This window comes from Comamonas sp. UBA7840 (assembly GCF_002501455.1).
GTDB lineage: Bacteria > Pseudomonadota > Gammaproteobacteria > Burkholderiales > Burkholderiaceae_C > Comamonas > Comamonas jiangduensis.
The window spans coordinates 59301-84874 of the sequence record NZ_DLTI01000008.1 but is presented as its reverse complement, the minus strand read 5'-3'; the positions used below and the strand labels follow the sequence as shown (position 1 = coordinate 84874).

The following is a 25574-nucleotide window of genomic DNA, read 5'->3' as shown; positions in this document are numbered from 1 at the left end:
GATCGCTGGGGTTGCGATGCAGGTAGCTTGAGCTGTCGCTGTGCAATCGATGTCGAGCCGACCCATCGCCGGGTGCGTCGTCGCCTCAATGCATACCGGCCAGCAGCGGGTACAGCGACAGCAGCAATAAAAACGCCATCACCCCATTAAAAATCTGCAGCGCGCGCGCAGATTGCAGCCAGCGCCCAATGCCGCTGCCAAACAAAGTCCAGACGCTGATGCACGGGTAGTTCACCACCAGCATGACCACCGCGCCCAGCGACAAACTGCTCCAGTACGCATGCGGGGAGGTATAGGCCGCCACCACCCCCACCGACATCAGCCACGCCTTGGGATTGACCCACTGGAAAGCCGCCGCCTGCCACACACTCAAGGGCTGGGGCTTGGCAGCGCTGGACTGCGCGCGCCCTGAGGTGGCAATTTTCCAGGCCAGCCAGACCAAATAGGCCGCACCCACATACTGCAGCAGGGTGTACAACTGGGGCATCTGTTCAAACACGGCTCCCAGCCCTGCGCCCACCATCAGCAGCATCAATGCGCACCCCAGCGTAATACCCAGCATATGGGGAATGCTGCGCTGGTAGCCAAAGTTGGCGCCCGAAGCCGTCAGCATCACATTGTTGGGGCCCGGCGTGATGGAGCTGACAAAAATAAACGTCGCCAAGGGCAACAAAGCAGGGCTGCTGGCCAGCGCAGCCACATCCAGCGGCAAATTCATACAAGACTCCGGGAAGGCAATGCTTGCATGCTAGGGGCATTCACCCATACAGTACCGGTACACATTACCAAATCACTTCACCTACTGTATGGCTCCAAACACCCAGACAGTTGCCAGTAATCCACTGGGCTGGCAGCCCCAACGCACGCCCGGCATGCCGCCGCTGGTGGATCAATTGGTGCACCACTGCCAGCAATTGCTGCAAAGCCACAGCCTGCGCGCAGGCACGCGTTTGCCCTCGGTGCGTCAACTGGCTGATAGCGCTGGCGTCAGCCGCGATACGGTGGTGCAAGCCTATGACCGCTTGGTGGCCCAAGGCGGTATTCACTCACGCCCCGGTGCTGGCTTTTATGTGAGCACCCAGCGCATACCCCATAAGGGCTCAAGCCCCAAAAACCTTCAAGCCCCCAGCTTGGCACCCGACGCGGCTTTTGATACGCCGTTTTTGCTGCGCAGCATTTTTCGCCAGCATGATGGCGTGCATTTCGATGGCAGCACGGGCATGCTGCCCGCCAGCTGGATGGATCACGACATGCTGAACGCCGCCGTGCGCGCCGTGGGCCGCAGCGCTGGCATGCAGTTGCTCAGCTACGGTGCCCCACAAGGCTACGCACCACTGCGCCAGCAGTTGTCCGCGTATTTGCTGACACAGGGTTTGGCGGTGGACCCTGAACAAGAGCTGATGACCGTGACCGGCGTCACGCAAGGCATGGATTTGGTGCTGCGCAGCATGCTGCGCCCCGGCGATGCCGTGCTAGTGGAAGACCCGGCCTGGTTTTTGGTATTTGGTTTGCTGCGCTCTTTGGGGGTACGGGTGGTGCCCGTGCCGCGCCTGCGCGACGGGCCAGATATTCAGGCCTTGGAGCAGCTGGCCCAGGCGCACCAGCCCAAGCTGTTTATTACCAACTCGGTGGTGCACAACCCCACGGGGTTTGGCTTGTCGCTGCCTGTGGCGTATGACCTGCTGCGTTTGGCCGAGCAGCACAATTTTCTGATCCTGGAAGACGACACCTATGCCGACTTTGTGGTTCAGCCCACGCGGCTGGCCACCTTGGACCGCTTGCGCCGTGTGCTTTTGATCGGTGGCTTTTCCAAAACTTTGGCGGGCAGCCTGCGCGTGGGCTATATCGCAGCATCGCCCGCGCGGATTCAATCTTTGACGGACGCCAAGCTGCTCAGCGGCCTAACCAGCCCCGAACTGGGCGAGCGCGTGGTGCACCGCATCCTGGCGGACGGCCACTACCGCAAACACGTACAACGCCTGCGCGAGCGGCTCGATGAAACCCGCCACCGCTGCCTGAAGCTGGTGGAACACATGGGCCTGGTGGTGCACCAAGAACCGCTGGCCGGCATGTTTGCCTGGGTAGACACCTTGCACCAAGACACCGAAGTGCTGGCCCGCAAGGCCGCTGCACAAGGCGTGCTGCTGGCGCCTGGGGTGCTGTTTTCTGCGCACCAGCAGGCATCCACCATGCTGCGTTTACCCGTGGCAATGGCCGACGATGCCAGCAGCCTGCGCACCTTGCAGGCGCTGCTTTAAAGCGACCTTGGAAAGCTGCTTGCGCAGGTGCTGGGCATCATCACGCAAGCTATCAAGTGATTTGCAGCGATGGGTAGTGGGTAGGCAGCGGGTGTTGCTCTGACAGTGCCCCGCTTTGCGCAGGCAACTTTGCACAGGCTATTTTGTACAGCCTACGAAGCCGCGTCAGTCAGCGTCGTCAACAGCCGGCTTGGCAACGCCACGTGGCGCCGCAGCAATACCGCGCGCGACACGGGCGTTGTACACGGTCAGCCGCGTCACCCCCAACTGCGCAGCCACTTTGGCATCTGAAGCTGTGCCCAGCAAAGCCACGGCCGCGTCGTTCCAGACAAAGCCCGTGCCTTGCTTTTCAGTCAGCGAGGCAATGCCTAGTTCCTTGCGCTTGGCCAACACGCTGGCTTTGCTCATGCCCCAGCGCTTGGCCAACTCCGCATCACTGTCCGTGCCCAAGGCCGCCTGCATGGCGGGTGTCCACTGCACCCAGCCAAACGCAGGAATGCCCAGCGCATTGCGCTTGAGGTTCACGGTTTTGGCCGTGGTGCCCCAGCGCTGTGCCAGCACGGCATCTTTGTCCGTACCCAGCAGCGCCAGCATCTCGGGTGTCCATTGCAATGCGGCTTTGCCCATACCTTACCTTGGTGGTGAATGCACAGTTTTTACAGTAAAAAATGCCTCTAGCGCTTATGCAGAAAGCGCTAGCAGCTATCTTTTTTTAATGCGTATGACCCCAGTAGATCAGCGCATCGCGCCCTTCTAACGACAACGACACAGGCGCACCGACAGGCAGCAGCACCTTGGTTTCCACATGGCCGTAAGGCAGGCCTTGCAGCACCGGAATACGCAGCTGCGCGCGCAGCCAGTCAATCACGCTTTGCAGCTTGTAGCCCTTGTCGTGGCTGGTCAGCTTGAACTCGGTGAACTGGCCAAAGACGATGGCCTTTTGCTTGGCCAGCACACCGGCATGCAGCAGCTGGGTGAGCATGCGCTCGATTTTGTAAGGGTGCTCCCCCACGTCTTCGATGAACAAAATGCCGCCTTCCACCTGCGGGAAGTACGGCGTGCCCAGCAGCGACACCAGCACCGCCAGGTTGCTGCCCCACAGCGTGGCGCCGCCTTCAATATAGAAGTCATCGGGCACCGCGCCCGCAGGCTGCTTGGGCATGCGCCAGCCTGTGCCTTCACCGTGGCCGTAAATCAGGTCTTCAAAGCAGTCGAGCATGATGTCGTCCACGCCCTCTTTCTGGCCAAAGTCGGCAATCAGCGCCGGGCCCGCCCAGCTGATGGCTCCGGTTTGTGCCAGCAGTGCGTTTTGAAAGGCGGTGAAGTCGCTCAAGCCCACAAAATCCGTGCCTTGCTCCACGGCCTTGGCCACGGCCTGGTAATCAATACCGGGCAAGATGCGCGTCAGGCCATAGCCACCGCGGCTGATCAGCGCCACATCGGCGCCACTGGCGGCCGCGCGGTGGATGGCGGCCAGGCGTGTGGCATCGTCGCCGGCAAAGCGCAGGTGACTGCTGAGCGCATCGGCATCCACCTCGACCTGGTGGCCCATGCCTTCCAAACGCTTGATGGCGCGCTTGAACGCTGCCTTGTCGCGCACCGCACCCGAGGGCGAATACACATAGATGTGCTTGGGGCGCACGCTGTGGTCATGCCCGCAGCAGCCGTCGTGGTGTGCGTGTGCAGGGTGGTCGTGGCTGCAGTGTTCACCATGGGCATGGTCGTGGTCACAGTGCGGGGACTGGGCTTGCACAGGGTGATCGGGATCGTGTGCGTGCTCCGTGGCAGTTACAGGGGTGGCGGGTGTTTTTTTCTTGCTGGATGTCGCCAAAGTCTTCCACGCCACTGCGGGTGGCATGCTCCGTATAAATTATCTGTTTGCTAGACGGCTGTCTTCGCTGATGCGGCAAAGTATTCCATAGCCTGCTGCACGCCGGTGGCAGCCAGATCAGGAACCATAGGAGACATGGGGGTCTGGCGCAGCGCCTGCGGGTGCTGCAGCAAGGCAGGCGCTGCGGTTTGCCACGCGGCGTGCCACGCGTTCCATGGCATCAGGCGGTTGCTGGCACTGTGGCTGATCAAGCAGCGCCCCTGTGCCAGCCACGCTGCCAGCAGCGCTTGGGGCACGGCCGGCAGCTGCGCCTGCACCTTGGGCCACGCTTTGAGCGCTGCACGGTGACCTGCTTGTGCAAAAGGAATAGCTGCCAGCGCTTGCTGCTCATGCGTTAGCGGCCCAAAACCTGCTTGAGCCCAGCCCTGCGCCACATCCCACGTGGGCTTGTTGGCGGCCGCCTGCAACCACTGCGCCAAAGGCGGGGGTACGTCGGCGGTGGGCCACGCATCCATCAGCCAGGCGCCCACAAAGCGCTGCGGCAGGGCTTGCGCCACTGCCAGCCCCAGACGCGCGCCATCGCCCTGCCCCACCAAGACCACACGGTGCACATCCAGCTGCGCCAGCAGTTCGCGCAGCACCTGCACATGCCATTGGGCAGTGTGTGCTTTGTCGCGCTTGGGCTGGTCGCTGCGGCCAAAGCCGGGCAAGTCTGGCACCACCACACGCTGCCCAGCTTGCAACCAGTGCGGCAGTGCATGGGCAAAGCTGTAGCCCCAACTGGCGGCTGCGTGCAGGCACAGCCAGGTCAGCGGTGCATTGCGCGGGCCCTCATCCACCACGGCCATGCGCAAACCACCCAGCGCTGGCAAATCGCTGCGCCATTGCGGTGGATAGGGCCAGCCGGGGGCAGCGGCAAACACACTGTCTGAATGACGCAGCGCCGTGTCTTTGAGCGGGTGGCTGGCCAGGGCCTGCGCTTTGTGAGCGGCACGGCGCTGCTGAAAAAACTGCGCCAGCACTGCTGCACATTCAGCGGCCAGCACGCCGCGCACCACCTGGGTGTGGTGGTTGATTTGCGGATAACCAAACACATTGAGCACCGAGCCTGCCGCACCCGTTTTGGGTTCTGCCGCGCCATAGACCACCGTATCGATCCGCGCATGCAGCATGGCACCGCTGCACATCGTGCATGGCTCCAGCGTCACGTACAGGGTGCAGCCGTCGAGCCGGTAGTTGCCCAGCCGTTGCGCGGCAGCGCGCAAGGCCAGCACCTCCGCATGGGCGGTGGGGTCTTGGCCTGCCAGCGGGGCGTTGCTGCCCTCCCCCACCACCTGCCCGTCTTTGACGACCACCGCGCCCACGGGCACCTCGCCGGCAGCCGCCGCTTGCCGCGCCAGGCGGAGGGCGTGGCGCATCCAGTGTGCGTGATCAAGGGGAGCGCAAGGGGGAGCATGCATAGCCGCGCATTATCCAGCGGCACAGGCCTGCGCATCAGCCCAAGAACTTGATAAAGGTTTGCAAGAACACGGCATTGAGCAGGTCGATAAAGAAAGCTCCCACCATGGGCACAATCAAAAACGCTTTGTGCGATGGCCCGTACTGGTTGGTGATGGCCTGCATATTGGCCACGGCCGTCGGGGTCGCGCCCATGCCAAAGCCGCAATTGCCCGCGCACAGCACGGCGGCGTCGTAATCGCGCCCCATGACGCGAAAAGTCACCAAGGCCACATAGGCCAGCATGACCGCTGTCTGCGCCGCCAAGATGATGACCAAGGGGCCCGCCAAATCCGCCAACTCCCACAGCTTGAGCGACAGCAGGGCAATCGCCAGATAAATTGACAGCGCCGCGTTGCCAAACACATCAATCGCACGGTCAAACACTTTGAAGCGGAACACATAGTTCAGCGTGTTGCGAATCACCACCCCACCGGCCAGCGCCCAGACAAAGGTAGGTAGCTGAAAGCTAGCACCTGCGGTAAGGGCGGTCATCAACTGTGCAAACGCCAGGCAGCCCGCAAACAAGGCCAAGGTTTCGATGGTGGCATCCGTGGTAATCAGCCTTGTTTTACGGGGCGACTCAAAGTTGTACGCGTCGGCTTCCACCAAGTTATCGGCGTCAGCGGGCATAACTTGGGGCCCTTGCAGCTGATGGCGGCGAATCAGCCATTTGGCCAGAGGCCCGCCCACCAAGCCACCAATAATCAAACCAAATGTTGCACAGGCCATGCCCAGCGTCATGGCGCCTTGTATGCCATGCTCGCGCTCCAGCACACTGCCCCATGCCCCAGCCGTGCCGTGGCCGCCGAGCAGCGTCATCGACCCCGCAATCAGCCCCACCAGAGGATCCAGCCCCAGCAAGGAGGCCAAGGCGACGCCCACCCCGTTTTGCACGCCGATATACACTGCAATCACCAGCAAAAATAATAGCAACGCACGTCCACCCTGTTTGAGCTTGGTGAAATTCGCACTCAATCCAATCGATGAAAAAAACACCAGCATGAACGCTGTTTGCAAGTCCACATCAAAACCCAGGCGGTAGCCCAGCAAGACATTGAGCGCATAGCACAGCACGGCAGCAACCAAGCCCCCAGCTACGGGCTCTGGGATATTGAAGTTAGCCAACCAGCGGAGATGCCCCACCAGCCATTTACCCAGCAGCAAAACCAGTGCTGCACAAATCAAGGTGTAGTAGGTATTGAGTTGCAGATCCATACAACGTGACCAGCTTTTGCGAAATAAACGCTAGCGTGCCTGAAACTATCGCCACACCGCCATAGGACAAGGGCGATGACTGCGCTACACAGCCACTCGGCGTTCGGCCACAAGCACGTAGGCACGCAAGCGCTGCAATACCCCCCACCCGCCACAAACTGCAGGCACGCTGGGATAATCCGCCCCCTATGTCTCTGCTGCCCCACCAACTCGAACTTTTGTCCCCGGCGCGCAATGCCGATATCGGCATTGAAGCCGTGAACCACGGTGCGGACGCCGTCTACATCGGCGGCCCCGGCTTTGGCGCGCGCGCCACGGCAGGCAATGAGATCCGTGATCTGGAGCGCCTGATCGAGCATGCCCATCGCTTTGGCAGCCGCATCTTCATCACGCTCAACACCATCTTGCGCGACGATGAACTCGAAGGCGCCCGCAAGATGGCCTGGGATATGTACAACATCGGCGCAGATGCGCTGATCATCCAGGACATGGGCCTGCTGGAACTGGACCTGCCGCCCATCCAGTTGCACGCCTCCACCCAAAACGACATTCGCACGCCGGAGAAGGCCAAGTTCTTGCAAGATGCGGGCCTGTCCCAGATCGTGCTGGCGCGTGAGCTGGACTTGAAACAAATCAAGGCTGTGCACAACGTGCTGGACCCGCATACCACCATCGAATATTTCATTCACGGCGCGCTGTGCGTGGCGTATTCGGGCCAGTGCTTCATCAGCCATGCCCACACGGGCCGCAGCGCCAACCGCGGCGACTGCAACCAGGCCTGCCGCCTGCCCTACGAAGTGCTGGACGACAAGGGCCGCATCATTGCGCACGAAAAACACGTGCTGTCGATGAAGGACAACAACCAGACCGACAACATGCGCGCGCTGGTGGATGCAGGGGTGCGCAGCTTCAAGATTGAAGGCCGCTACAAGGACATGGCGTACGTGAAGAACATCACAGCGCACTACCGCAAGATATTGGACGAGATCATTGAAGAGCGCGAGTTTTCCGACATGCCACTGGCGCGCTCCTCCTCGGGCACGACCACGTTCACCTTCACGCCAGACCCCGACCAGAACTTCAACCGCGAGTTCACCGACTACTTTGTCAACGGCCGCAAAGACGACATTGGCGCATTTGACACCCCCAAAACCCCCGGGCGCGCCGTGGGCTGGGTCACGCAGGTGGGCGACAAGTGGTTTGAGATGGAGAGCAGCGACAAGACCACGGTGTTCAACAATGGCGACGGCCTGTGCTACTACGACCTGCAAAAGGAACTGGTAGGCGTGCACATCAACCGTGCCGAGTGCGTCAACGCCAAAAAAGGCATCTGGCGCTTTTTCCCCAAGAACGAGATCAGCGAGTTCAAGGATCTGCGCAAGGGCCTGGAGATCAACCGCAACCGCGACATGAACTGGGTGCGCATGCTGGACAAAAAATCCAGCGAACGTCGCATTGGCCTGTGGGCCGAGTTCCAGGAAACCGCCGACGGCTTTGCGCTGACGCTGACCGATGAAGACGGCTTCACCGGCAACGCAGTCATCGCCCAGGAACACCAGCCCGCCACCGACGCCAGCAAAGCCGAAGCCACGCTGCGCGAGCAACTGGGCCGCTTTGGTGCCTCGATCTTTGCGGTCCATGACATCAGCCTGAGCGTCACGCAACCCTGGTTTGTGCCCGCGTCCACGCTAAATCAATTGCGCCGCGATGCGCTGGAAGCGCTGGAAGCAGCCCGCGCCGCCGGTTTTGTGCGCCTGCCGCGTGCCAAGCCGGTCGAGCCGCCCGTGCCCTTCCCCGAAGACACGCTGAGCTATCTGGCCAACGTCTACAACCAAAAAGCGCACGATTTCTACATCAAGCACGGCGTGAAGGTGATCGATGCAGCCTACGAGAGCAAGGAAGAGCTGGGCGAAGTCTCGCTCATGATCACCAAGCACTGCGTGCGCTTTTCGATGAGCCTGTGCCCCAAGCAAGCCAAGGGCGTGATTGGCGTGAAGGGCACCATCAAGGCCGAGCCGCTGCAACTGATCAACGGCAAGGAAAAGCTGACCCTGCGCTTTGACTGCAAGCCGTGCGAGATGCATGTGGTGGGCAAAATGAAGCAATCGGTGCTGAACCAGCACGCCAAGGAGATGAAAGAGTTCCCCATGCAGTTCTACCGCACCCGCCCTGCGCCCCAAGCCAAGGCTTAAGTGCGTGGCTTGAACGATCAAGGCCCGCCTGCAGCGGGCCTTTTGCTTTGATCGCTTTGATCGCTTTGATAAAAATAGCTGCTAGCGCTTGTATTCATTCACTTTTAGATGGATTGCTATCTACATCCTAGGCTGATAGAGCGCTGCCAGCTATGCTTTTAGAAGCTTCCACCCACCGTTAAGCAGTCACCCAGCCAACCGCATGCATTCGCTGCCGTATTCGCTACCGTGATGGCGGCGGCTCACCTGCCGCACACACTGCCCACCCCAACCTTTTCAAAACAGGCACACTGCCCGCCATGCCGCGCCTTAAGCCACCGACCAAAGAAGAAAGCCAGCTGCTGCCCGCTTTCGCTGCCCTCCCAGACGATGCCATCTACGTGCCGCACACCGCAGCGGAGTTGGTGGCCGCACGCACCGCGCTGCTACAACAAACCGCCCTGGGCTTTGACACCGAGAGCAAGCCCCTGTTTCACACCCACCAAGTCGACACGGGCCCCCACGTGGTGCAACTGGCCACGCCCGATGCGGCGTGGATTTTGCAGCTGTGCCATGCCCAAGCCCTGGACTTGGCGCGCGAAATTATCAGCAGCCCCCACATCGCCAAGGTCGGCTTTGGTCTGGACAACGACAAAAGCACCTTGCCCAAACGATTGGGCGTAGCGCTGTCCAACGTGGTGGACTTGGACCGCGTATTCAAACGCCACGGCTATGGTGCATCGACAGGGGTGCGCGCGGCGGTGGCTTTGGTCTTGGGCCAAAACTTTCACAAATCTAAAAAGCAATCCACCAGCAACTGGGCGCTGCCGCAGCTGAGCCCGGCGCAAATTCGCTACGCGGCCAACGACGCGCACGGCCCTGCCATGGTGTTTGCCGCCCTGCCAGCCTGGGAGGCCACACAGCCCACTCCTGCGCCTCTACGCACCGCACCGCAGCCACACGCCAAAACGGAAAACACTGCGCACCGCCGCCACAAAGCCGCGTTGTTCAACGCCCCTGCATCACGCGAAAAATAAGTAACAAAGGTGCCGCTAAGGCAAGCAGAATAAGCGGTGATAGCTATCTATTTTGGATGCTATTTTGATAGGGCATAAGCACATAGCGTTTGCGTAGTTGGCAGCGCAGGTGATCTTTTTCACAATCCAAGCTTTACACCCGCCTTGGAGACACCACATGCGCATCGAAACTTTGGCCGTGCACGCCGGCTACAGCCCCGACCCCACCACCAAAGCCGTCGCGGTACCTATCTACCAGACCGTGGCGTATGCGTTTGACAGCGCGCAGCATGGCGCCGATTTGTTCGACCTGAAGGTGCCGGGCAACATCTACACCCGCATCATGAACCCCACCACCGATGTGCTGGAAAAGCGCGTTGCGGCGCTGGAAGGCGGCATTGCCGCGCTGGCCGTGGCCTCGGGCATGGCCGCCATCACCGCGGCCATCCAAACCCTGGCCGAAGCGGGGGACAACATCGTCTCGGCCAGCACACTCTACGGCGGCACCTACAACCTGTTTGCCCACACCTTCCCACAGCAAGGCATTGAAGTGCGCTTTGCCGATCCACGCGACCCGGCCAGCTTTGGCAAGTTGATCGATTCCAAAACCAAGGCCGTGTTCATCGAATCGATTGGCAACCCGCTGGGCAATGTCACCGATATCCAAGCGCTGGCCGATGTGGCCCATGCGCATGGCGTGCCGCTGATCGTGGACAACACCGTGCCCAGTCCCTACCTGCTGCGCCCGTTTGAATTCGGCGCCGACATCGTTGTGCACTCACTGACTAAATACCTGGGCGGCCACGGCACCAGCGTGGGCGGCGCGATTGTGGACAGCGGCAAATTCCCCTGGGCCGAGCACAAGGCCCGCTTCAAGCGTCTGAACGAACCCGATGTGAGCTACCACGGCGTGGTCTACACCGAGGCCTTGGGCGAAGCCGCCTTCATTGGCCGCGCCCGTGTAGTGCCGCTGCGCAACATGGGCGCCGCCATCTCGCCGCAAAATGCCTTCCAGATCCTGCAAGGCATTGAGACCCTGGCCCTGCGCATGGATCGCATCTGCGAAAACACGCAAAAGATTGCCGAAACCCTGCAAAACCACCCCAAGGTGGAATGGGTGCGCTATGCGGGCCTGAAGGATCACCCGGACCACGCCATCGTGCAAAAGCAGTCGGGTGGCCGCGCTTCCGGCATTCTGTCGTTCAGCCTGAAAGGCGAAGACGGCCGCGCCGCCGGCGCACGCTTTTTGGATGCGCTGCAGTTGTTCACGCGCCTGGTGAACATTGGCGATGCCAAGTCGCTGGCCACGCACCCCGCCTCCACCACCCACCGCCAGCTGGATGCCGCCGAACTGGCCAAGGCTGGCGTGACCGAGGGCATGGTGCGCCTGTCCGTGGGTATCGAGCACATCGACGACCTGCTGGCTGATTTGGAACAAGCACTGGCACAGGTTTAACCGGCACCTTTGCGCCAAAAGTTTCTTTGCTCAGCCCGCCAGTTTCGGCGGGCTTTTTTTATACGCACCACAACAGGCATAAAAAAACCGCTGCGGCTGCAGCGGTTTAAAACCCCTTGGAGGAGAGAAGCTGGAATTAGAAGCGATAGCCAACGCCCACGCCAACCAGCAGAGGATCGACCTTGAACTTGCCGAGACCACCAGTGTGGATGGTTGTATTGATGTACACCTTCTTCACGTCAAAGTTCAGCGACCAGTTCTTGTCCAGCGCATAGTCGAAGCCCACTTGCAGAGCACCGCCCCAGCTGTTCTTTTTCATATCAATATCACCACCACCGTCAAGCTTCGCACTGCTGAAACGTGTGTAGTTGATACCAGCACCCACGTAAGGCTTGAAAGCACCAAAGTTGGTGAAGTGGTACTGCGCCAGCAGGGTAGGAGGCAGATGTTTCAAAGAGCCGATCTTGTCAGCACCAGCACGTACATTGTGCTTCTGAGGATAGGTCAGAATCAGTTCCGCGGCGAAGTTGGGCGTGAAGTAGTAGCTGATGTCCAGTTCAGGGATCACTTTGTCATTTACGCTGATACCTTTATCGGCAGCTGCACCCTTGTTTGCGGCATCCAGGTTCACAGCGCGCACGCGCACTTGCCACTTGCCATCTTGCTGCTGCGCCATCGCAGCACCGGAAGTCAACGCACACAGAGCGGCCACAGCCAGCAGAGTCTTTTTCATAATGGGTGATGAATAAAAATCCGGGGACAGCCCCCGTGAAATGCATTGCATCACCGCAGCACGGCCCAGGGTTTGCCTTAGGTCAAATGCACCATGAAGGCCCATTTCAGGATTTTCTGAAATGTTGGAATTTGACAACACTTCCACTTTAATGAGACTGGGCTTCAGTGTTGGCACGCCATCGCTTCCAGGCGGCCACCACAAGCACCACCACACCGCCAATGACGGCGCCCACCCCCACATGCACCAGCAGCGGTGCCAAGGCTGCCACCACACCACCTGGGGGTACAAGCACGGCATCCACCCACGTTTGAATCGGGGCAATGCCATGCACCAGCAAGCTCCCTCCCACCAAGAACATGGCCGCAGTGCCGACGATGGACAAGCCCTTCATCAACCACGGCGTAAAAGCGATCAGACCGCGCCCAAGGGATTGCATGGCTTCGCTGGGCTTGCGCATCAGCCACAGGCCCACATCATCCATGCGCACAATGCCTGCCACGATGCCGTAGACAAAGACCGTGATTGCCAGTGCCACCACCACCAGCACGGCAATTTGCTTGGTGACAGGCTCCGTAGCCACGGTGCTCAGTGCAATCGCCAGAATCTCTGCCGACAAAATAAAGTCGGTACGAATGGCACCGCTGACTTTTTCCTTTTCGTAGGCTGCGGGCTCCAAATGCAGTGCCTTGGCTTGACGCACTGACGAGGGAGCCACGCCTTGCGCCTGAGCTTGGGCGGTTTCTTGCACCACGTCATGGCCGTTGCGCCGCTGGTGCAGGGAATGCAGAATTTTTTCAACGCCTTCAAAACACAAAAAAGCGCCACCCACCATCAACAGCGGGGTGATCAACCACGGGATGAATACGCTGATCAGCAAAAAGGCCGGCACCAAAATGACCTTGTTGAGCAACGAGCCCTTGGCCACCGCCCACACCACCGGCAATTCGCGGCTGGCCCTGACGCCGGCCACCTGCTCGGCATTGAGTGCCAGGTCATCGCCCAGCACCCCCGCCGTTTTTTGCATGGCCACCTTGCTCATGACCGAGACATCGTCCGCCATCGCAGCCGATTTACGGGCGGCGACCTTGGTCATTAGGGCCACATCGTCGAGCAACGCCGCGATGTCATCGAGCAGCATCAAAAGTCCGGCACCAGCCATATCTGCATCCTTGGGATAAAAAAACGCCATCTTCCAGCGCGCTGCCACGCCCTTCTTGTAGGAAAAGGCTGCAAGCGACTGCATGGAAGGTTTTTAGGGTTTGTCGTAATAGTTCTGGGCTGCTTCGTTGAGCAAATTAGGCTGCATGCTGAGCACATACGGCAAGCCCAAAAAGTTGCGCCAGCCACTCCAGTCTGCCTGGGTGATTTGGCTGTCTTGGTTCACATCCAAAGCCACGGGCGTTGCGCTGTAGAACGTCTGCTTGCTCGCGGGGTATGTGAATTTTTCACCTTTTTTATCAGTGCTGAGGACTTTGCCGCTCGCGGCCTCTACGGCCACCATCGGCTCCCCCACAAACCCCTCGCGGATGGCGTAGACAGTTTGGTAACCCTTGCCCACCAAGCCCTTGTCGACCAGTAAGTCAGGGCGCGCCAGCAAATTGGCTACGTCGGCCGCACATGCGCCGGTGCGGCACAGCACCGCCACCGGCGCATCTTTGTAAGGCAGCGCTTCTTGCACCGCTTGCCAAAATGCTGCGGCGTCTTGGCGCACTTCGCTGTCCGGCACCACGCCGTAGCGGCACTGGCTGCCGTCGTCAGAGCGAATCTGCGCTTGCGGGGCACCGCTGGGGTGCGGCTGGCATTGCTGATAAATACGCGGATAAGGCAGGTGGCGCGCGCCCTCGGGGTGGCCTAGGCGGTACTCTGTGGCGTCACGCACATCGATCAAGGCCATGCGCTGGCTGGCAGGCAATTGCGTACCGACATACGCGCGGGCTGCGCTGATATCGGCCGTGTAGTGGCGCTCCGGCGCATACAGCACGGGGGCCGTAGCGGTGGGCGCGGCCTTGGCGGGCGCCGTTTTCCCGCCATACAGGCCTTTGACGTAGGTGCAACCGGAAGTCAAAACAATGGCGCAAAGCGCGCTGAGCTGAAGCGCTCCAAACAATGTGCTGCGTGGCATAAATAAGGTGGTGAGCAATTCGTACACTGGCGGCGCAAGGTGTGAATGCGCGCCAATCTTTTTGGCAAAGCGCACATCATAGGCGTTGGCTTACGCCCTTCGGCAAGCGCCGCGGTACCCTACAGCCACCATGATGACCATGAATGACCACCCGCCCACCAACTTGCTGGATGCCATCCTGGCGCTGCTGCGCTGGCTGGCCCAACTGCTGGAGTGGATGGTGCCTGGATAAAAACCAGAGCTGCTGGCGCTTATCTATCCATCGTTTCAGATACAAAACCATCTGAAATGCTGATGCGATCAGCGCAAGCAGCTATATTTTTCCAAGACTGTGGGCGCTACCCGCACCACACATGTACGCCCTCGCATCAAAAAAGGCTCTGCCGTTGCAGAGCCTTGGAGGGCATGCCCATCAAGCCACCGTGCGGTGGCTTGGAGCGATTAACCCAGCCACTTGCGGGCGTTGCGCCACACGCGCATCCAGGGGCTGAACTCGGACTTGCCGCCTGCCTTTTCGTAGTCCACCCAGCTCATCTGCACGTTGCGGAACACGCGCTCGGGGTGCGGCATCATGGCGGTAAAGCGCCCGTCGGCCGTGGTCACGGCGGTCAAGCCACCGGCCGAGCCATTGGGGTTGAACGGGTACTGCTCGGTCGGCTGACCGTGGTTGTCCACGTAACGCATGGCCTGGATCACCTGATCCGCATTGCCACGGAACTTGAAGTTGGCGTAGCCCTCGCCGTGCGCCACCGCAATCGGCAGGCGCGAACCGGCCATGCCCTGCAGGAAGATAGAGGGCGACTCCAACACTTCCACCATGCTCAAACGCGCTTCAAAGCGGTTGCTCTGGTTTTGCGTAAAGCGGGGCCAGTCTTGCGCACCGGGGATGATGTCGGCCAGCTCGGCAAACATCTGACAGCCGTTGCACACGCCCAGACCGAAGGTGTCCTGGCGGCCAAAGAACTGCTGGAACTGCTCGGACAGGCGGTCGTTGAAGGTGATGGAACGCGCCCAGCCAATGCCCGCACCCAAGGTGTCGCCGTAGCTAAAGCCGCCACAGGCGACCACACCGGCAAAGTCCTGCAGCTGTGCACGGCCAGCCTGCAGGTCGCTCATGTGCACGTCCACGGCGTCAAAACCCGCTTCGGTAAAGGCATAGGCCATTTCGACGTGCGAGTTCACGCCCTGCTCGCGCAGCACGGCCACGCGGGGTTTGGCACCCACGTTCAGGAACGGCGCTGCCACGTTTTCCTTGGGGTCAAACGTCAGGTGCACGTGCATGCCGGGGTCGGTCGGCTCACCGGCGGCGGCGTGTTCGCTGTCAGCGCACACGGGGTTGTCGCGCTGCTGGCAGATCTTCCAGCTCACGGCGTCCCAGACCTGGTGCAGGTCGCTCAATGTCGCGCCAAACACCTTGTTCGCGTCGCGCCACACTTGCAGCTCGCCCTTGCCCGCGTCCACGGGGGACGATGCGGGGCGGGTCTTGCCAATGATGTGGCTGCACTGGATGAGGCCATGCGCACGCAGCACATCCATCACCGCCGTGCGGTCTTCCGTGCGAATTTGCAGCACCGCGCCCAGCTCTTCGTTGAACAGCGCACGCAGGGTTTGCTCTTCGCGGCGGCCCGCCACTTGCTTGCCCCAGTTCTTGCCTTCGCCGCTGTCCATGCGGCTGTCGCTGATGCCGTCACCTTCGGTGATCAGCATGTCCACATTCAGCGCCACGCCTACGTGGCCCGCAAACGCCATCTCGGCCACGGTGGCCAGCAAGCCGCCGTCGCCCTTGTCGTGGTAGGCCAGCACCAGGCCCTTGGCACGCAGTGCGTTCACCGCATCGACCATGGCGATCAGATCCTTGGCGTCGTCCAGGTCGGGCACTTCGTTGCCCGACTGGTTCAGCACCTGGCCAATGATGGAGCCGCCCATACGCATCTTGCCGCGGCCCAGGTCGATCAGCACCAACGAGCTGTCGGCCACTTCAGCGTTGAGCTGCGGCGTGAAGGTGGTGCGCACATCATCGATGGCGGCAAAGCCGGTAATGATCAGGCTCACGGGCGAGGTCACCTTCTTGGTCACGCCATCCTCATTCCACTGCGTGCGCATGGACAGAGAGTCCTTGCCCACGGGAATCGAGATATTCAGCGCGGGGCACAGTTCCATGCCCACGGCCTTGACGGTGGCGTAAAGCGCCGCGTCTTCACCGGCTTCACCGCAGGCGGCCATCCAGTTGGCCGACATCTTCACCTTGGGCAACTCAATCGGGGCAGCCAGCATGTTGGTGATGGCTTCGGCCACGGCCATGCGGCCCGAGGCCGGGGCGTTGATGGCCGCCAGCGGCGTGCGCTCGCCCATGGCCATGGCTTCGCCCTTGAAGCCCTGGTAATCGGCCAAGGTCACGGCCACGTCGGCCACAGGCACTTGCCAGGGGCCAACCATCTGGTCGCGGTGCGTCAAACCACCCACGGCGCGGTCGCCAATGGTGATCAGAAAACGCTTGGACGCCACCGTGGGGTGGGCCAACACTTCGATCACGGCCTGCTCCAGCGCCACACCGGTCAAGTCCATTGCAGGCAGTGTGCGCTCCACCGTGGTCACATCCTTGTGCACCTTGGGTGGTTTGCCCAACAGCACGTTCATGGGCATGTTCACGGGGAACTTCTGGTCACCCGACTCGACAGCGGTGTCTTCCAGCACCAGCTGGCGCTCTTCGGTGGCCACACCAATCACGGCAAACGGGCAGCGCTCACGCTCACAGAACGCCGTGAACTGCTCCAGCGACTCAGGGGCAATGGCCATCACGTAACGCTCTTGCGATTCGTTGGACCAGATTTCCTTGGGCGACAGGCCGGACTCTTCCAGCTTGACGGCACGCAGGTCAAAGCGCGCGCCGCGGCCTGCGTCGTTGGTCAGCTCAGGGAAGGCGTTGGAGATACCACCGGCGCCCACGTCGTGGATGGCCAAAATGGGGTTCTCGGCGCCCTGCTGCCAGCAGTGGTTGATAACTTCTTGCGCACGGCGCTCGATCTCGGGGTTGCCGCGCTGCACCGAATCAAAGTCCAGTTCCGCAGCATTCGTGCCCGACGCCATGGAGCTGGCTGCACCACCGCCCATGCCAATGCGCATGCCGGGGCCGCCCAGCTGAATCAGCAGCGTGCCGGCGGGGAATTCGATCTTCTTGGTCAGCTCCGCGTCGATCACGCCCAGACCACCGGCAATCATGATGGGCTTGTGGTAGCCACGGGTGATGTCACCGACCTGCTGCTCGTACTCACGGAAGTAACCGGTCAGGTTGGGGCGGCCAAACTCGTTGTTGAACGCCGCGCCACCCAGCGGGCCTTCGATCATGATTTGCAGCGGGCTGGCAATGTGCTCGGGCTTGCCGACTTCGCTGCCCCACAGCTTAGAGACGGTAAAGCCCGTCAGGCCCGCCTTGGGCTTCGAACCTCGGCCGGTGGCGCCTTCGTCGCGGATTTCACCGCCGTTGCCAGTCGAGGCACCGGGGAACGGCGAGATGGCCGTGGGGTGGTTGTGCGTTTCCACCTTCATCAACACATGGTTGACGGCAGCCTGCTTTTGATAGCTAGGGGCGCTTGCTGCACCTACGCCAGAGGCCAATTTGGCATCAAACTTGGCAACAAAGCGCTCAACCGCATGGCCTTCCATGATGGAGGCGTTGTCGGCATAGGCCACCACGGTGTGCTGGGGCGAGACGGCTTCGGTGTTGCGGATCATGCCGAACAGCGACTTGTCTTGCTCCACACCGTCAATGGTGAACTTGGCGTTGAAGATCTTGTGGCGGCAGTGCTCGGAATTGGCCTGCGCAAACATCATCAACTCCACATCGGTGGGATTGCGCTTGAGGTCGTGGAAAGCGTGGACCAGGTAGTCGATCTCGTCGTCAGCCAGGGCCAGGCCCCACTGCTTGTTCGCGGTTTCCAGCGCCGCGCGACCGCCGCCCAGCACATCCACAAACTCCATGGGCTGGGCCTGCAGGGTGGAGAACAGCTGCTCGGCTTCGGCACGGGTGGCAAAGACCGACTCGGTCATGCGGTCGTGCAGCAAGGCGGCGATCTGTGCGGTTTGCTCGGCGCTCAGCTCGGGCTTGCCACCCAGCAGGCCGGACTTCACTTCCACGCGGTACTCGGTCATGCGCTCCACACGGAACACCTGCAGACCGCAGTTGCGCGCAATATCGGTTGCCTTGGAGGCCCAGGGGGAGATCGTGCCCAGACGGGGAGTGACGACAAAAGCCACGCCTTCGCCAGCACCGACGTAAGGGTCTCCATACGTCAGCAAGGCCGCCAGACGCTGGGATTGCTCCGCAGTCGGTGCGGCCTCGGTGGCGACAAGATGCACGAACCGGGCACTGATACCCGTGATCTTGGGATGGATGGCGACCAGATCGGTCAAGAGTTGCTGGGCGCGGAACGAGCTCAGGGCGTTTCCACCCTCAAACTGTGTCAAATGCAAGGTCACGTGGCGGCCTGTTTATGTGAAGGCTGGTGAAAAGCGCCTCAGCCCTGCTGGCAAGCAACGGGGCCTGGGCGCTCAATCGAGAGAGTACTTATTTTACCGGGCTGAATACTGTCTATACGGAAAGCGATATGAGTAGGGGGAATAGGCACAGGGCTTGCACACAAACCCCAACACCCTGCTAGCAATGTCAACAAGAGCCGCTTGCCCACCAGTCCATCGCCGCCAGTGGAATAATCGGGCGTATGAGCATCACCATCAAATCGCCCGAAGAGATCGAACGCATGCGCGTAGCTGGTCGTTTGGCTTCGGAAGTGCTGGACTACATCGCCCCCCACATCAAGCCCGGTATCACCACTGCTGAAATCGACCGTTTGGGCGCCGAATGCATGGCCCGCCAAGGCACCAAGTCGGCCACCATTGGCTACCAGCCCCCCGGCTATCCGCCCTACCCGGGTCACCTGTGCACCTCGCCTAACCATGTGGTGTGCCACGGCATTCCCAACGACAAGCCGCTGAAAAAAGGCGACATCGTGAACGTGGACGTCACCGTCATCACCGAAGATGGCTGGTACGGCGACAACAGCCGCATGTTCCAGATTGGCGAAGGCACGATTGCAGGCAAGCGTCTGGACAGGCTGACGTTTGAAGCCATGTGGCTGGGCATCCAGCAAGTCAAACCAGGCAACACCTTGGGCGACATTGGCCACGCCATCCAAACTTTTGCGGAAAAGCACAACCTGTCGGTGGTGCGCGAGTATTGCGGCCACGGTATCGGACAGAAATTCCACGAAGAGCCGCAGGTGCTGCACTATGGCCGCCCCGGCGAAGGCGTGGTGCTGGAAGAAGGCATGGTCTTCACGATTGAGCCCATGCTGAATCTGGGCAAGCGCGAAGTGAAGGAACTGGGCCAAGACGGCTGGACCATCATCACCAAAGACCGCAGCCTCTCGGCACAGTGGGAGCTGATGATGGCCGTTACCAAGACGGGCTACGATATCCTCACTTGGTCTGACGGCTCGCCTACGCCACCCGACTTTATCCAGAGCATCCGCTGCTGATGACGCAGCCCACCCACTGGTAAAACATCACCAGGCAGCCTGCACGACGCACGCTGCCTTTTTTTACGGCATACCTCTAGGCGCTACGCGCGCCTTAAGGCAAACGGTGCACACCGTACCCATACCGGCGCACCTTGCACCAGCCACCCCACCCAGCAACTGCGCATATTTCTTGCTTAGGTTTTGACCAGTTTTCTCCTACAGGTTATCGCGCCATGAACACTGAACTCGGCACCTTGCGTACCGTTTACCGCCAAGAAAAAAATGCCATCAGCGAAGGGCTGCGTACCCCTGCGGCCAGCACACGCAGCATTCGCAGCGTGCTGCAAAAGCTCTCGCGCCTGACAGACAAGCACTTGTGTGCCATCCGCACTGCCTCCGGCCTGCCTGCCGAAGTGGCCTTGGTGGCAGTCGGCGGCTATGGGCGCGAGCAACTGTTTCCCGCTTCGGACGTCGACGTGTTGTTGCTGTTGCCCGGCACAGACACCGAGGCGCATGCGCACCTCAAAACCCACCTTGAGCGCTTTATTGGCGCGTGCTGGGATGCGGGGCTGGAAATTGGCTCCAGCGTGCGCACCATCAGCGAATGTGTGGCCGAGGCCACCCAAGACGTCACCGTGCAAACTGCCATGCTGGAGGCACGCTTGATCGATGGTGATGCCGCTTTGTTTGCCGACTTTCAACAGCAATACCGCGCCTCTCTGAACCCCAAGGCATTCTTTACCGCCAAAACGTTGGAGTTGCGCCAGCGTCACATCAAGCATGAAGACACGCCCTATGCGCTGGAGCCCAACTGCAAAGAATCTCCCGGCGGCCTGCGCGATCTGCACACCATTTTGTGGGTGTCGCAAGCCGCAGGCTTGGGGTGCACGTGGCGCGAGCTGGCGGCATCCGGCATCGCTACCGAGTTTGAAGCCTCACAGCTTGAGCGCAACGAGGCCACGCTCAGCCTGATCCGCGCCAAGCTGCATGCCATCTCCGGGCGCCACGAAGACCGCTTAATTTTTGATTTGCAAACGGCGGTGGCCCAGTCCCTGGGCATCCAGAGCCACACCCCCGTGGGCGAGACCATGCCCGTGCGTGCCAGTGAGGTGCTGATGCGCCGCTATTACTGGGCCGCCAAGGCCGTGATGCAGTTGCAGCAGATTTTGCTGCTCAATATCCAGGAGCACCTCTACCCCAACGACGCGGCGCTCAAGCGCATCGATGAACGCTTTTGGGACAAGGACGGGCTGATTGAAGTGGCCAGCGACGACCTGTACCAACAAGACCCGCAGGCCATCTTGGCCACCTTTTTGACCTACCAGAAATCTCCCGGTCTGCGCGATCTGTCGGCCCGCACGCTGCGCGCCCTGTACAGCGCGCGTGACCTGATGGACAGCAGCTTTCGTCAGGATCCCGTCAACCGCCGCACGTTCATGCAAATCCTGCAGGAGCCGCGCGGCCAGACGCACGCCTTCCGGCTGATGAACGCCACCTCGGTGCTGGGGCGCTACCTGTGGTCATTCCGCCGCATTGTCGGGCAGATGCAGCACGACCTGTTCCACGTCTACACGGTGGACCAGCACACGCTGATGGTGCTGCGCAATATGCGGCGCTTTTTCATGGCCGAGCACGCGCACGAATACCCCCTGTGCTCGCAATTGGCCAGCGGCTGGGACAAGCCCTGGCTGCTGTATCTGGCCTGCTTGTTCCACGACATCGGTAAGGGCCGCGGCGGCGACCACTCTGAAATTGGCGCCATCGAAGTCAAGCGCTTTGCCCGCCAGCACGACATGGAAGCAGCCGATGCCGCGCTGGTCGAATTTCTGGTGCGAGAGCACCTGCAAATGAGCACAGTGGCACAAAAGCAAGACACTTCCGACCCGGATGTCATCTGCGCATTTGCCCAGCGTGTGGGCAATGAGCGCCAGCTGACCGCGCTGTACCTGCTGACCGTGGCCGACATCCGCGGCACCAGCCCCAAAGTGTGGAATGGCTGGAAAGCCAAGCTCCTGGAAGACCTGTTTCACAACACCATGCGTGTGCTGGGCGGGCGGGCGCCCGATGCGCAATCGATGGTGGAAGCGCGCAAGCGCGACGCGCTGGTGCAGTTGGCGCTGTCGGCACAGCCTCATGAATCGCACAAAGCGCTGTGGGACACCTTGAACGTGAGCTATTTCATGCGCCACGAGCCTGCCGACATTGCCTGGCACACGCGCCACCTCTCACGCCACGTGGGCAGCCCCACGCCGGTGGTGCGGGCGCGCCAATCGCTGGCGGGCGAAGGCGTGCAGGTGCTGGTGTACGCCCCCGATCAGGCCGACTTGTTTGCCCGCATCTGCGGCTACTTTGACAAGGCCGGGCTGATGGTGGTGGATGCGCGCATCCACACTGCGCGCAATGGCTATGCGCTGGATACGTTCCAGATTGCTTCCGAGCAGTTGCATATGCACTACCGCGAACTGACCACCTTGATTGAAAACGGTTTGCCCCAGGCCATTCAGAGCAAAGAACCGCTGCCCGAGCCCATCAAGCGCCGCCTGTCACGGCGGGTGCGCAGCTTTCCCATGGTGCCGCGCGTCACCCTCACGCCCGATGAAAAAGCGCAAAGCTGGCTGCTCAACATCTCGGCCAGCGACCGCGCCGGCTTGCTGTATTCCGTGGCGCGCATTTTGGCAGCGCACGGCTTGAGCGTGGAACTGGCCAAAGTCTCTACGCTGGGTGAACGCGTAGAAGACAGCTTTTTGGTGCAAGGCGCCAGTCTGGCCAACAACGCCAAGCAACTGCAAATTGAAACCGAGCTGGTGCAGATGCTGCAAGAGTGAACGCGCGCAGTGAACGCAGCCGCCTTCACAACGCGGCAGCCGGATCACTTATATGGCAAAGCATTTGCACAAAAAAAGAGCGCCTGGCGCTGGATATACAAGCACTTCAGACATAAAACCATCTGAAACGCTTTAAATACCAGCGCCAGGCGCTACTTTTTTATCTCAACCCGCTCAGTAGTGCGGGGGCAATTCGTCACGCAAATTGCGCGGCGCCGCTTGGCCCGCTTCCGGCACCTGCTGGCGCAGTTGGCGCACTTCGTTCAGCAGCGCATCAATTTGCTGCTGCTGGCGGTAGATGGTCATGTTCAACTCTTCCAGCAAGTCATCGGTGTAGCTGGCCTTGACCTCCAGCTCCATGATACGTGCCTCAAGCTGCTCGGCGTTCAAGGCGTAACTCATGCGGCCATCGCCTTGGCCAAGCGTGCCACGCCTTCGCGGATTTTGTCCTCGCCGGCAGTGGCAAACGACAGGCGCAGGGTGGACGCATCGGGGTTCTGGCTGAAGAACGGCGCGCCCGGCACAAAGGCAACGCCTTGCTCAATCGCCTTCTTGGCCAGCACATTGGCGTCGGCCAGCTTGCCGCCTTGGCCTGTCAGCTTGACCCACAGGAACAAGCCACCTTGCGGCTCGGTGAACGACACCGCATCTCCCAGCTCGGCACGCAGCGCATGCATCATGGTGTGGGCGCGCGCGGCATACACCTTGCGCATCTTGGCCAGCGTCGCGGGCATATGTCCGGCCAGCAGGTACTGCGCTGCCGTAGCCTGTGCAAACGTGCTGGTGTGTGCATCGCTAAATTGCTTGCACATCACCGCCTTGGCCAGCAGCTCCGCGTTGGCGATCAGCCAGCCAATGCGCAAACCAGGGCTGAGCACTTTCGACAGCGAGCCGCAGTGCGCCAGCCACTCGCGGCTGCCCAAGACTTCGCTGGACAGCGCCAGCAAACTCGCGGGCGGCGGTGCGTCAAAGTACAGATCGCCATACGGGTCGTCTTCCACCACCAAGGTCTTGTACTGCACCGCCAATTCCAGCACGCGCTTGCGCCGCTCCAGGCTCAGCGTGGCACCGCTGGGGTTACCGAAAGTAGGAATCAGATACACCAGCTTGGGCTGGTGCTCGGCAATCAGCTGCTCCAGCGCTTCCACGATCACGCCATTGGCATCCACCGGGGCGCTGATCACTTCTGCGCCATACAGGCGAAAGCACTGGATGGTGGCCAGGAAGGTGGGCCCCTCCACAATCACCTTGTCGCCGGGGCTGATCATGCATTTACCCAGCAAATCCAGCGCCTGCTGGCTGCCCGTGGTGACGATCAGGTTGTCTGCATAGACGTCTTTGGCCCCTTTGGTAGCCATAAAGGCCGCCAGTTGCTCACGCAAAGGGCCAAAACCTTCCGTCGCGCCATATTGCAACGCCAAACCTGCATTTTCAGTGAGTGCTTTGTTGGCGGCTTCTTGAATACCTGCCACGTCAAACATGGCACTGTCCGGAAAACCACCCGCAAAACTGATAATCCCCGGTTTACCCAGCAACTTGAATAATTCGCGTATAGCGGAGGTTTCTACATTATCCAAACGTTTCGCAAATTGCATTAAGAATTTCCTTTCATTTAAAAATTCAATGCCTTATCTCTTTCTTCCATCCAACAGCTTTGTTTGAAAAATCGCTGCTTTCCGTATCTTTATCTTTCATCGCAATCAGTGAGAGATTTTATTGCGCCGCAAAAAAATCAATAAGCACCGATTAATATTTTTATTTCCAAATATTCAAATCTAGCCCATTCAAATATCAAAAATTTCTCAACCATATTAATCGGCTCACTGTGCAATGCTTCGCGGCATTCACTTGCCAGGTTGCCCCCTAGCGCCAGCGATGTGTACTTCCTCTTCTCACCCTCTTCTCACCCTCTTCTCACTGCTTTCGGACTGCCCAAATGTTAGCGGTTTCTGCTGGTGCTTTGGCGTTCACCGCCTGGGGATACCGCGGTTCTGCTCCCTCTAAGGCAAGAAGGGCGCTATACCCCGCAAGCGCCATCAGCAATCCCGCAGCAACCTGTTGTCTCAAAACCGGCGTACGCACCTGAAACCGGGAGTCAGGTAACGAATGACGCGGGCAGTGTGGCAAGGGGCGTGTGAAAAGGCCTGCACTTCACCCATCGTGCAAAAGCACCGCGACATGCACTCCAGACGCATCCCCAGGATGCATTGGTAGACAATGCAGCCATCCTTTTTGATGCCCATGAAAAAATCTGCGATCAAGCCCTTCTTCACCATCCTGCGTGAAGCCAACCCCAGCCCACAAACCGAGCTGGAGTACACCACCGTGTTTGAATTGCTGGCAGCCGTGCTGCTGTCCGCACAGGCCACCGACGTGGGCGTGAACAAAGCAACGCGCAAGCTATTTCACGTTGCCAACACGCCCCAGGCTATTTTGGATTTAGGCCTTGAAGGCTTAGAGAGCTATATCAAAACCATCGGTCTGTACCGCAGCAAAGCCAAACACCTGATGGAGACATGCCGCATTTTGGTGGAGCGCCATGGCAGCAAAGTGCCAGACACCCGTGAAGCACTCGAAGCCCTGCCCGGGGTGGGCCGGAAAACTGCCAACGTGGTGCTGAATGTGGCATTTGGTCAGCCGACGATGGCGGTGGACACCCACATCTTCAGAGTCAGCAACCGCACTGGCTTAGCGCCGGGAAAAACGCCGCTGGAAGTCGAAAAACAACTCCTCCAACGCGTTCCCGCAGAGTTTGCGGTGGACTCCCACCACTGGCTGATCTTGTTGGGCCGCTATGTGTGCCAAGCGCGCAAACCCAAGTGCTGGGAATGCTTGGTGGCGGCACAATGTGACTTCAAGCCCAAGAGCGAAGCGCCCAAGTAAAGGCTATGGAGTGCAGAGCGTCACGAAATGTCACCTGCTTTTGAC

At 60.3% G+C, this 25574-nt stretch carries 18 protein-coding genes; 7 read left to right on the top strand and 11 right to left on the bottom strand.

The window, feature by feature from the left end:
* Positions 1–85: 85 nt before the first annotated feature.
* The gene (locus B3R00_RS01915) at positions 86–718 is read right to left on the bottom strand and encodes a LysE family translocator (RefSeq protein ID WP_286997108.1); all 633 of its coding nucleotides are present in this window, start codon (positions 716–718) and stop codon (positions 86–88) included.
* Positions 719–806: 88 nt separating this feature from the next.
* On the opposite strand from B3R00_RS01915, the gene B3R00_RS01910 reads away from it, so the two are divergent.
* Positions 807–2258 carry a PLP-dependent aminotransferase family protein gene (locus B3R00_RS01910; RefSeq protein WP_286997106.1) on the top strand — a complete coding sequence of 484 codons (1452 nt, stop codon included), beginning with the start codon at positions 807–809 and terminating at the stop codon, positions 2256–2258.
* A 165-nt stretch (positions 2259–2423) separates the two neighbouring features.
* On the opposite strand, the gene B3R00_RS01905 is transcribed toward B3R00_RS01910, so the two are convergent.
* From B3R00_RS01905 to gltS, 4 genes are all read right to left on the bottom strand, one after another.
* A complete protein-coding gene (locus tag B3R00_RS01905; protein ID WP_286997105.1) occupies positions 2424–2885 on the bottom strand; it encodes a hypothetical protein in 462 nt (153 codons plus the stop codon).
* An 85-nt stretch (positions 2886–2970) separates the two neighbouring features.
* A complete protein-coding gene (locus tag B3R00_RS01900; RefSeq protein ID WP_286997104.1) occupies positions 2971–4116 on the bottom strand; it encodes an LD-carboxypeptidase in 1146 nt (381 codons plus the stop codon).
* A 23-nt stretch (positions 4117–4139) separates the two neighbouring features.
* The gene (gene tadA, locus B3R00_RS01895) at positions 4140–5549 is read right to left on the bottom strand and encodes a tRNA adenosine(34) deaminase TadA (protein WP_286997103.1); all 1410 of its coding nucleotides are present in this window, start codon (positions 5547–5549) and stop codon (positions 4140–4142) included.
* A 34-nt stretch (positions 5550–5583) separates the two neighbouring features.
* Positions 5584–6804 carry a sodium/glutamate symporter gene (gene gltS, locus B3R00_RS01890; protein WP_286997102.1) on the bottom strand — a complete coding sequence of 407 codons (1221 nt, stop codon included), beginning with the start codon at positions 6802–6804 and terminating at the stop codon, positions 5584–5586.
* 188 nt (positions 6805–6992) lie between these two features.
* Between gltS and B3R00_RS01885 the strand changes: the two genes are divergently transcribed.
* The 3 genes from B3R00_RS01885 to B3R00_RS01875 all read left to right on the top strand — a co-directional run bounded on the left by B3R00_RS01885 (position 6993) and on the right by B3R00_RS01875 (position 11447).
* Positions 6993–8996 (top strand): peptidase U32 family protein, encoded by a 2004-nt coding sequence (locus tag B3R00_RS01885; protein ID WP_286997101.1) that lies wholly within the window; start codon positions 6993–6995, stop codon positions 8994–8996.
* Positions 8997–9295: 299 nt separating this feature from the next.
* On the top strand, positions 9296–10012 hold the full coding sequence (locus B3R00_RS01880) for a 3'-5' exonuclease (RefSeq protein ID WP_286997100.1): 717 nt from the start codon (positions 9296–9298) through the stop codon (positions 10010–10012).
* Between the two features lie 157 nt (positions 10013–10169).
* Positions 10170–11447 carry an O-acetylhomoserine aminocarboxypropyltransferase/cysteine synthase family protein gene (locus tag B3R00_RS01875; RefSeq protein WP_286997099.1) on the top strand — a complete coding sequence of 426 codons (1278 nt, stop codon included), beginning with the start codon at positions 10170–10172 and terminating at the stop codon, positions 11445–11447.
* A 136-nt stretch (positions 11448–11583) separates the two neighbouring features.
* Here B3R00_RS01875 and B3R00_RS01870 read toward each other — a convergent pair whose 3' ends face one another.
* The 4 genes from B3R00_RS01870 to purL form a co-directional block, all read right to left on the bottom strand.
* The gene (locus B3R00_RS01870; protein WP_286997148.1) at positions 11584–12180 is read right to left on the bottom strand and encodes an OmpW/AlkL family protein; all 597 of its coding nucleotides are present in this window, start codon (positions 12178–12180) and stop codon (positions 11584–11586) included.
* A gap of 148 nt (positions 12181–12328) precedes the next feature.
* Positions 12329–13342, bottom strand: coding sequence for a DUF808 domain-containing protein (locus B3R00_RS01865; protein ID WP_286997147.1), 1014 nt, complete (start codon positions 13340–13342; stop codon positions 12329–12331).
* A gap of 93 nt (positions 13343–13435) precedes the next feature.
* Entirely contained in the window at positions 13436–14248 is an 813-nt protein-coding gene (locus B3R00_RS01860) for a rhodanese-like domain-containing protein (RefSeq protein ID WP_286997098.1), read from the bottom strand.
* A gap of 498 nt (positions 14249–14746) precedes the next feature.
* A complete protein-coding gene (purL, locus tag B3R00_RS01855; RefSeq protein WP_286997097.1) occupies positions 14747–18781 on the bottom strand; it encodes a phosphoribosylformylglycinamidine synthase in 4035 nt (1344 codons plus the stop codon).
* Between the two features lie 242 nt (positions 18782–19023).
* Here purL and map point away from each other — a divergent pair, with 242 nt between their 5' ends.
* Both map and B3R00_RS01845 read left to right on the top strand, forming a co-directional pair.
* Positions 19024–19839: a type I methionyl aminopeptidase gene (gene map, locus B3R00_RS01850; protein ID WP_286997095.1), complete on the top strand. Its 816-nt coding sequence runs from the start codon at positions 19024–19026 to the stop codon at positions 19837–19839.
* A gap of 215 nt (positions 19840–20054) precedes the next feature.
* The gene (locus B3R00_RS01845) at positions 20055–22646 is read left to right on the top strand and encodes a [protein-PII] uridylyltransferase (RefSeq protein WP_286997094.1); all 2592 of its coding nucleotides are present in this window, start codon (positions 20055–20057) and stop codon (positions 22644–22646) included.
* Between the two features lie 174 nt (positions 22647–22820).
* On the opposite strand, the gene B3R00_RS01840 is transcribed toward B3R00_RS01845, so the two are convergent.
* Both B3R00_RS01840 and B3R00_RS01835 read right to left on the bottom strand, forming a co-directional pair.
* Positions 22821–23048, bottom strand: coding sequence for a SlyX family protein (locus B3R00_RS01840; protein ID WP_286997092.1), 228 nt, complete (start codon positions 23046–23048; stop codon positions 22821–22823).
* Positions 23045–24241 carry a PLP-dependent aminotransferase family protein gene (locus B3R00_RS01835; protein ID WP_286997091.1) on the bottom strand — a complete coding sequence of 399 codons (1197 nt, stop codon included), beginning with the start codon at positions 24239–24241 and terminating at the stop codon, positions 23045–23047. The genes B3R00_RS01840 and B3R00_RS01835 overlap by 4 nt, the downstream gene beginning before the upstream one ends.
* A 646-nt stretch (positions 24242–24887) precedes the next feature.
* Between B3R00_RS01835 and nth the strand changes: the two genes are divergently transcribed.
* Positions 24888–25529 (top strand): endonuclease III, encoded by a 642-nt coding sequence (gene nth / locus B3R00_RS01830; protein ID WP_286997090.1) that lies wholly within the window; start codon positions 24888–24890, stop codon positions 25527–25529.
* Positions 25530–25574 lie beyond the last annotated feature (45 nt).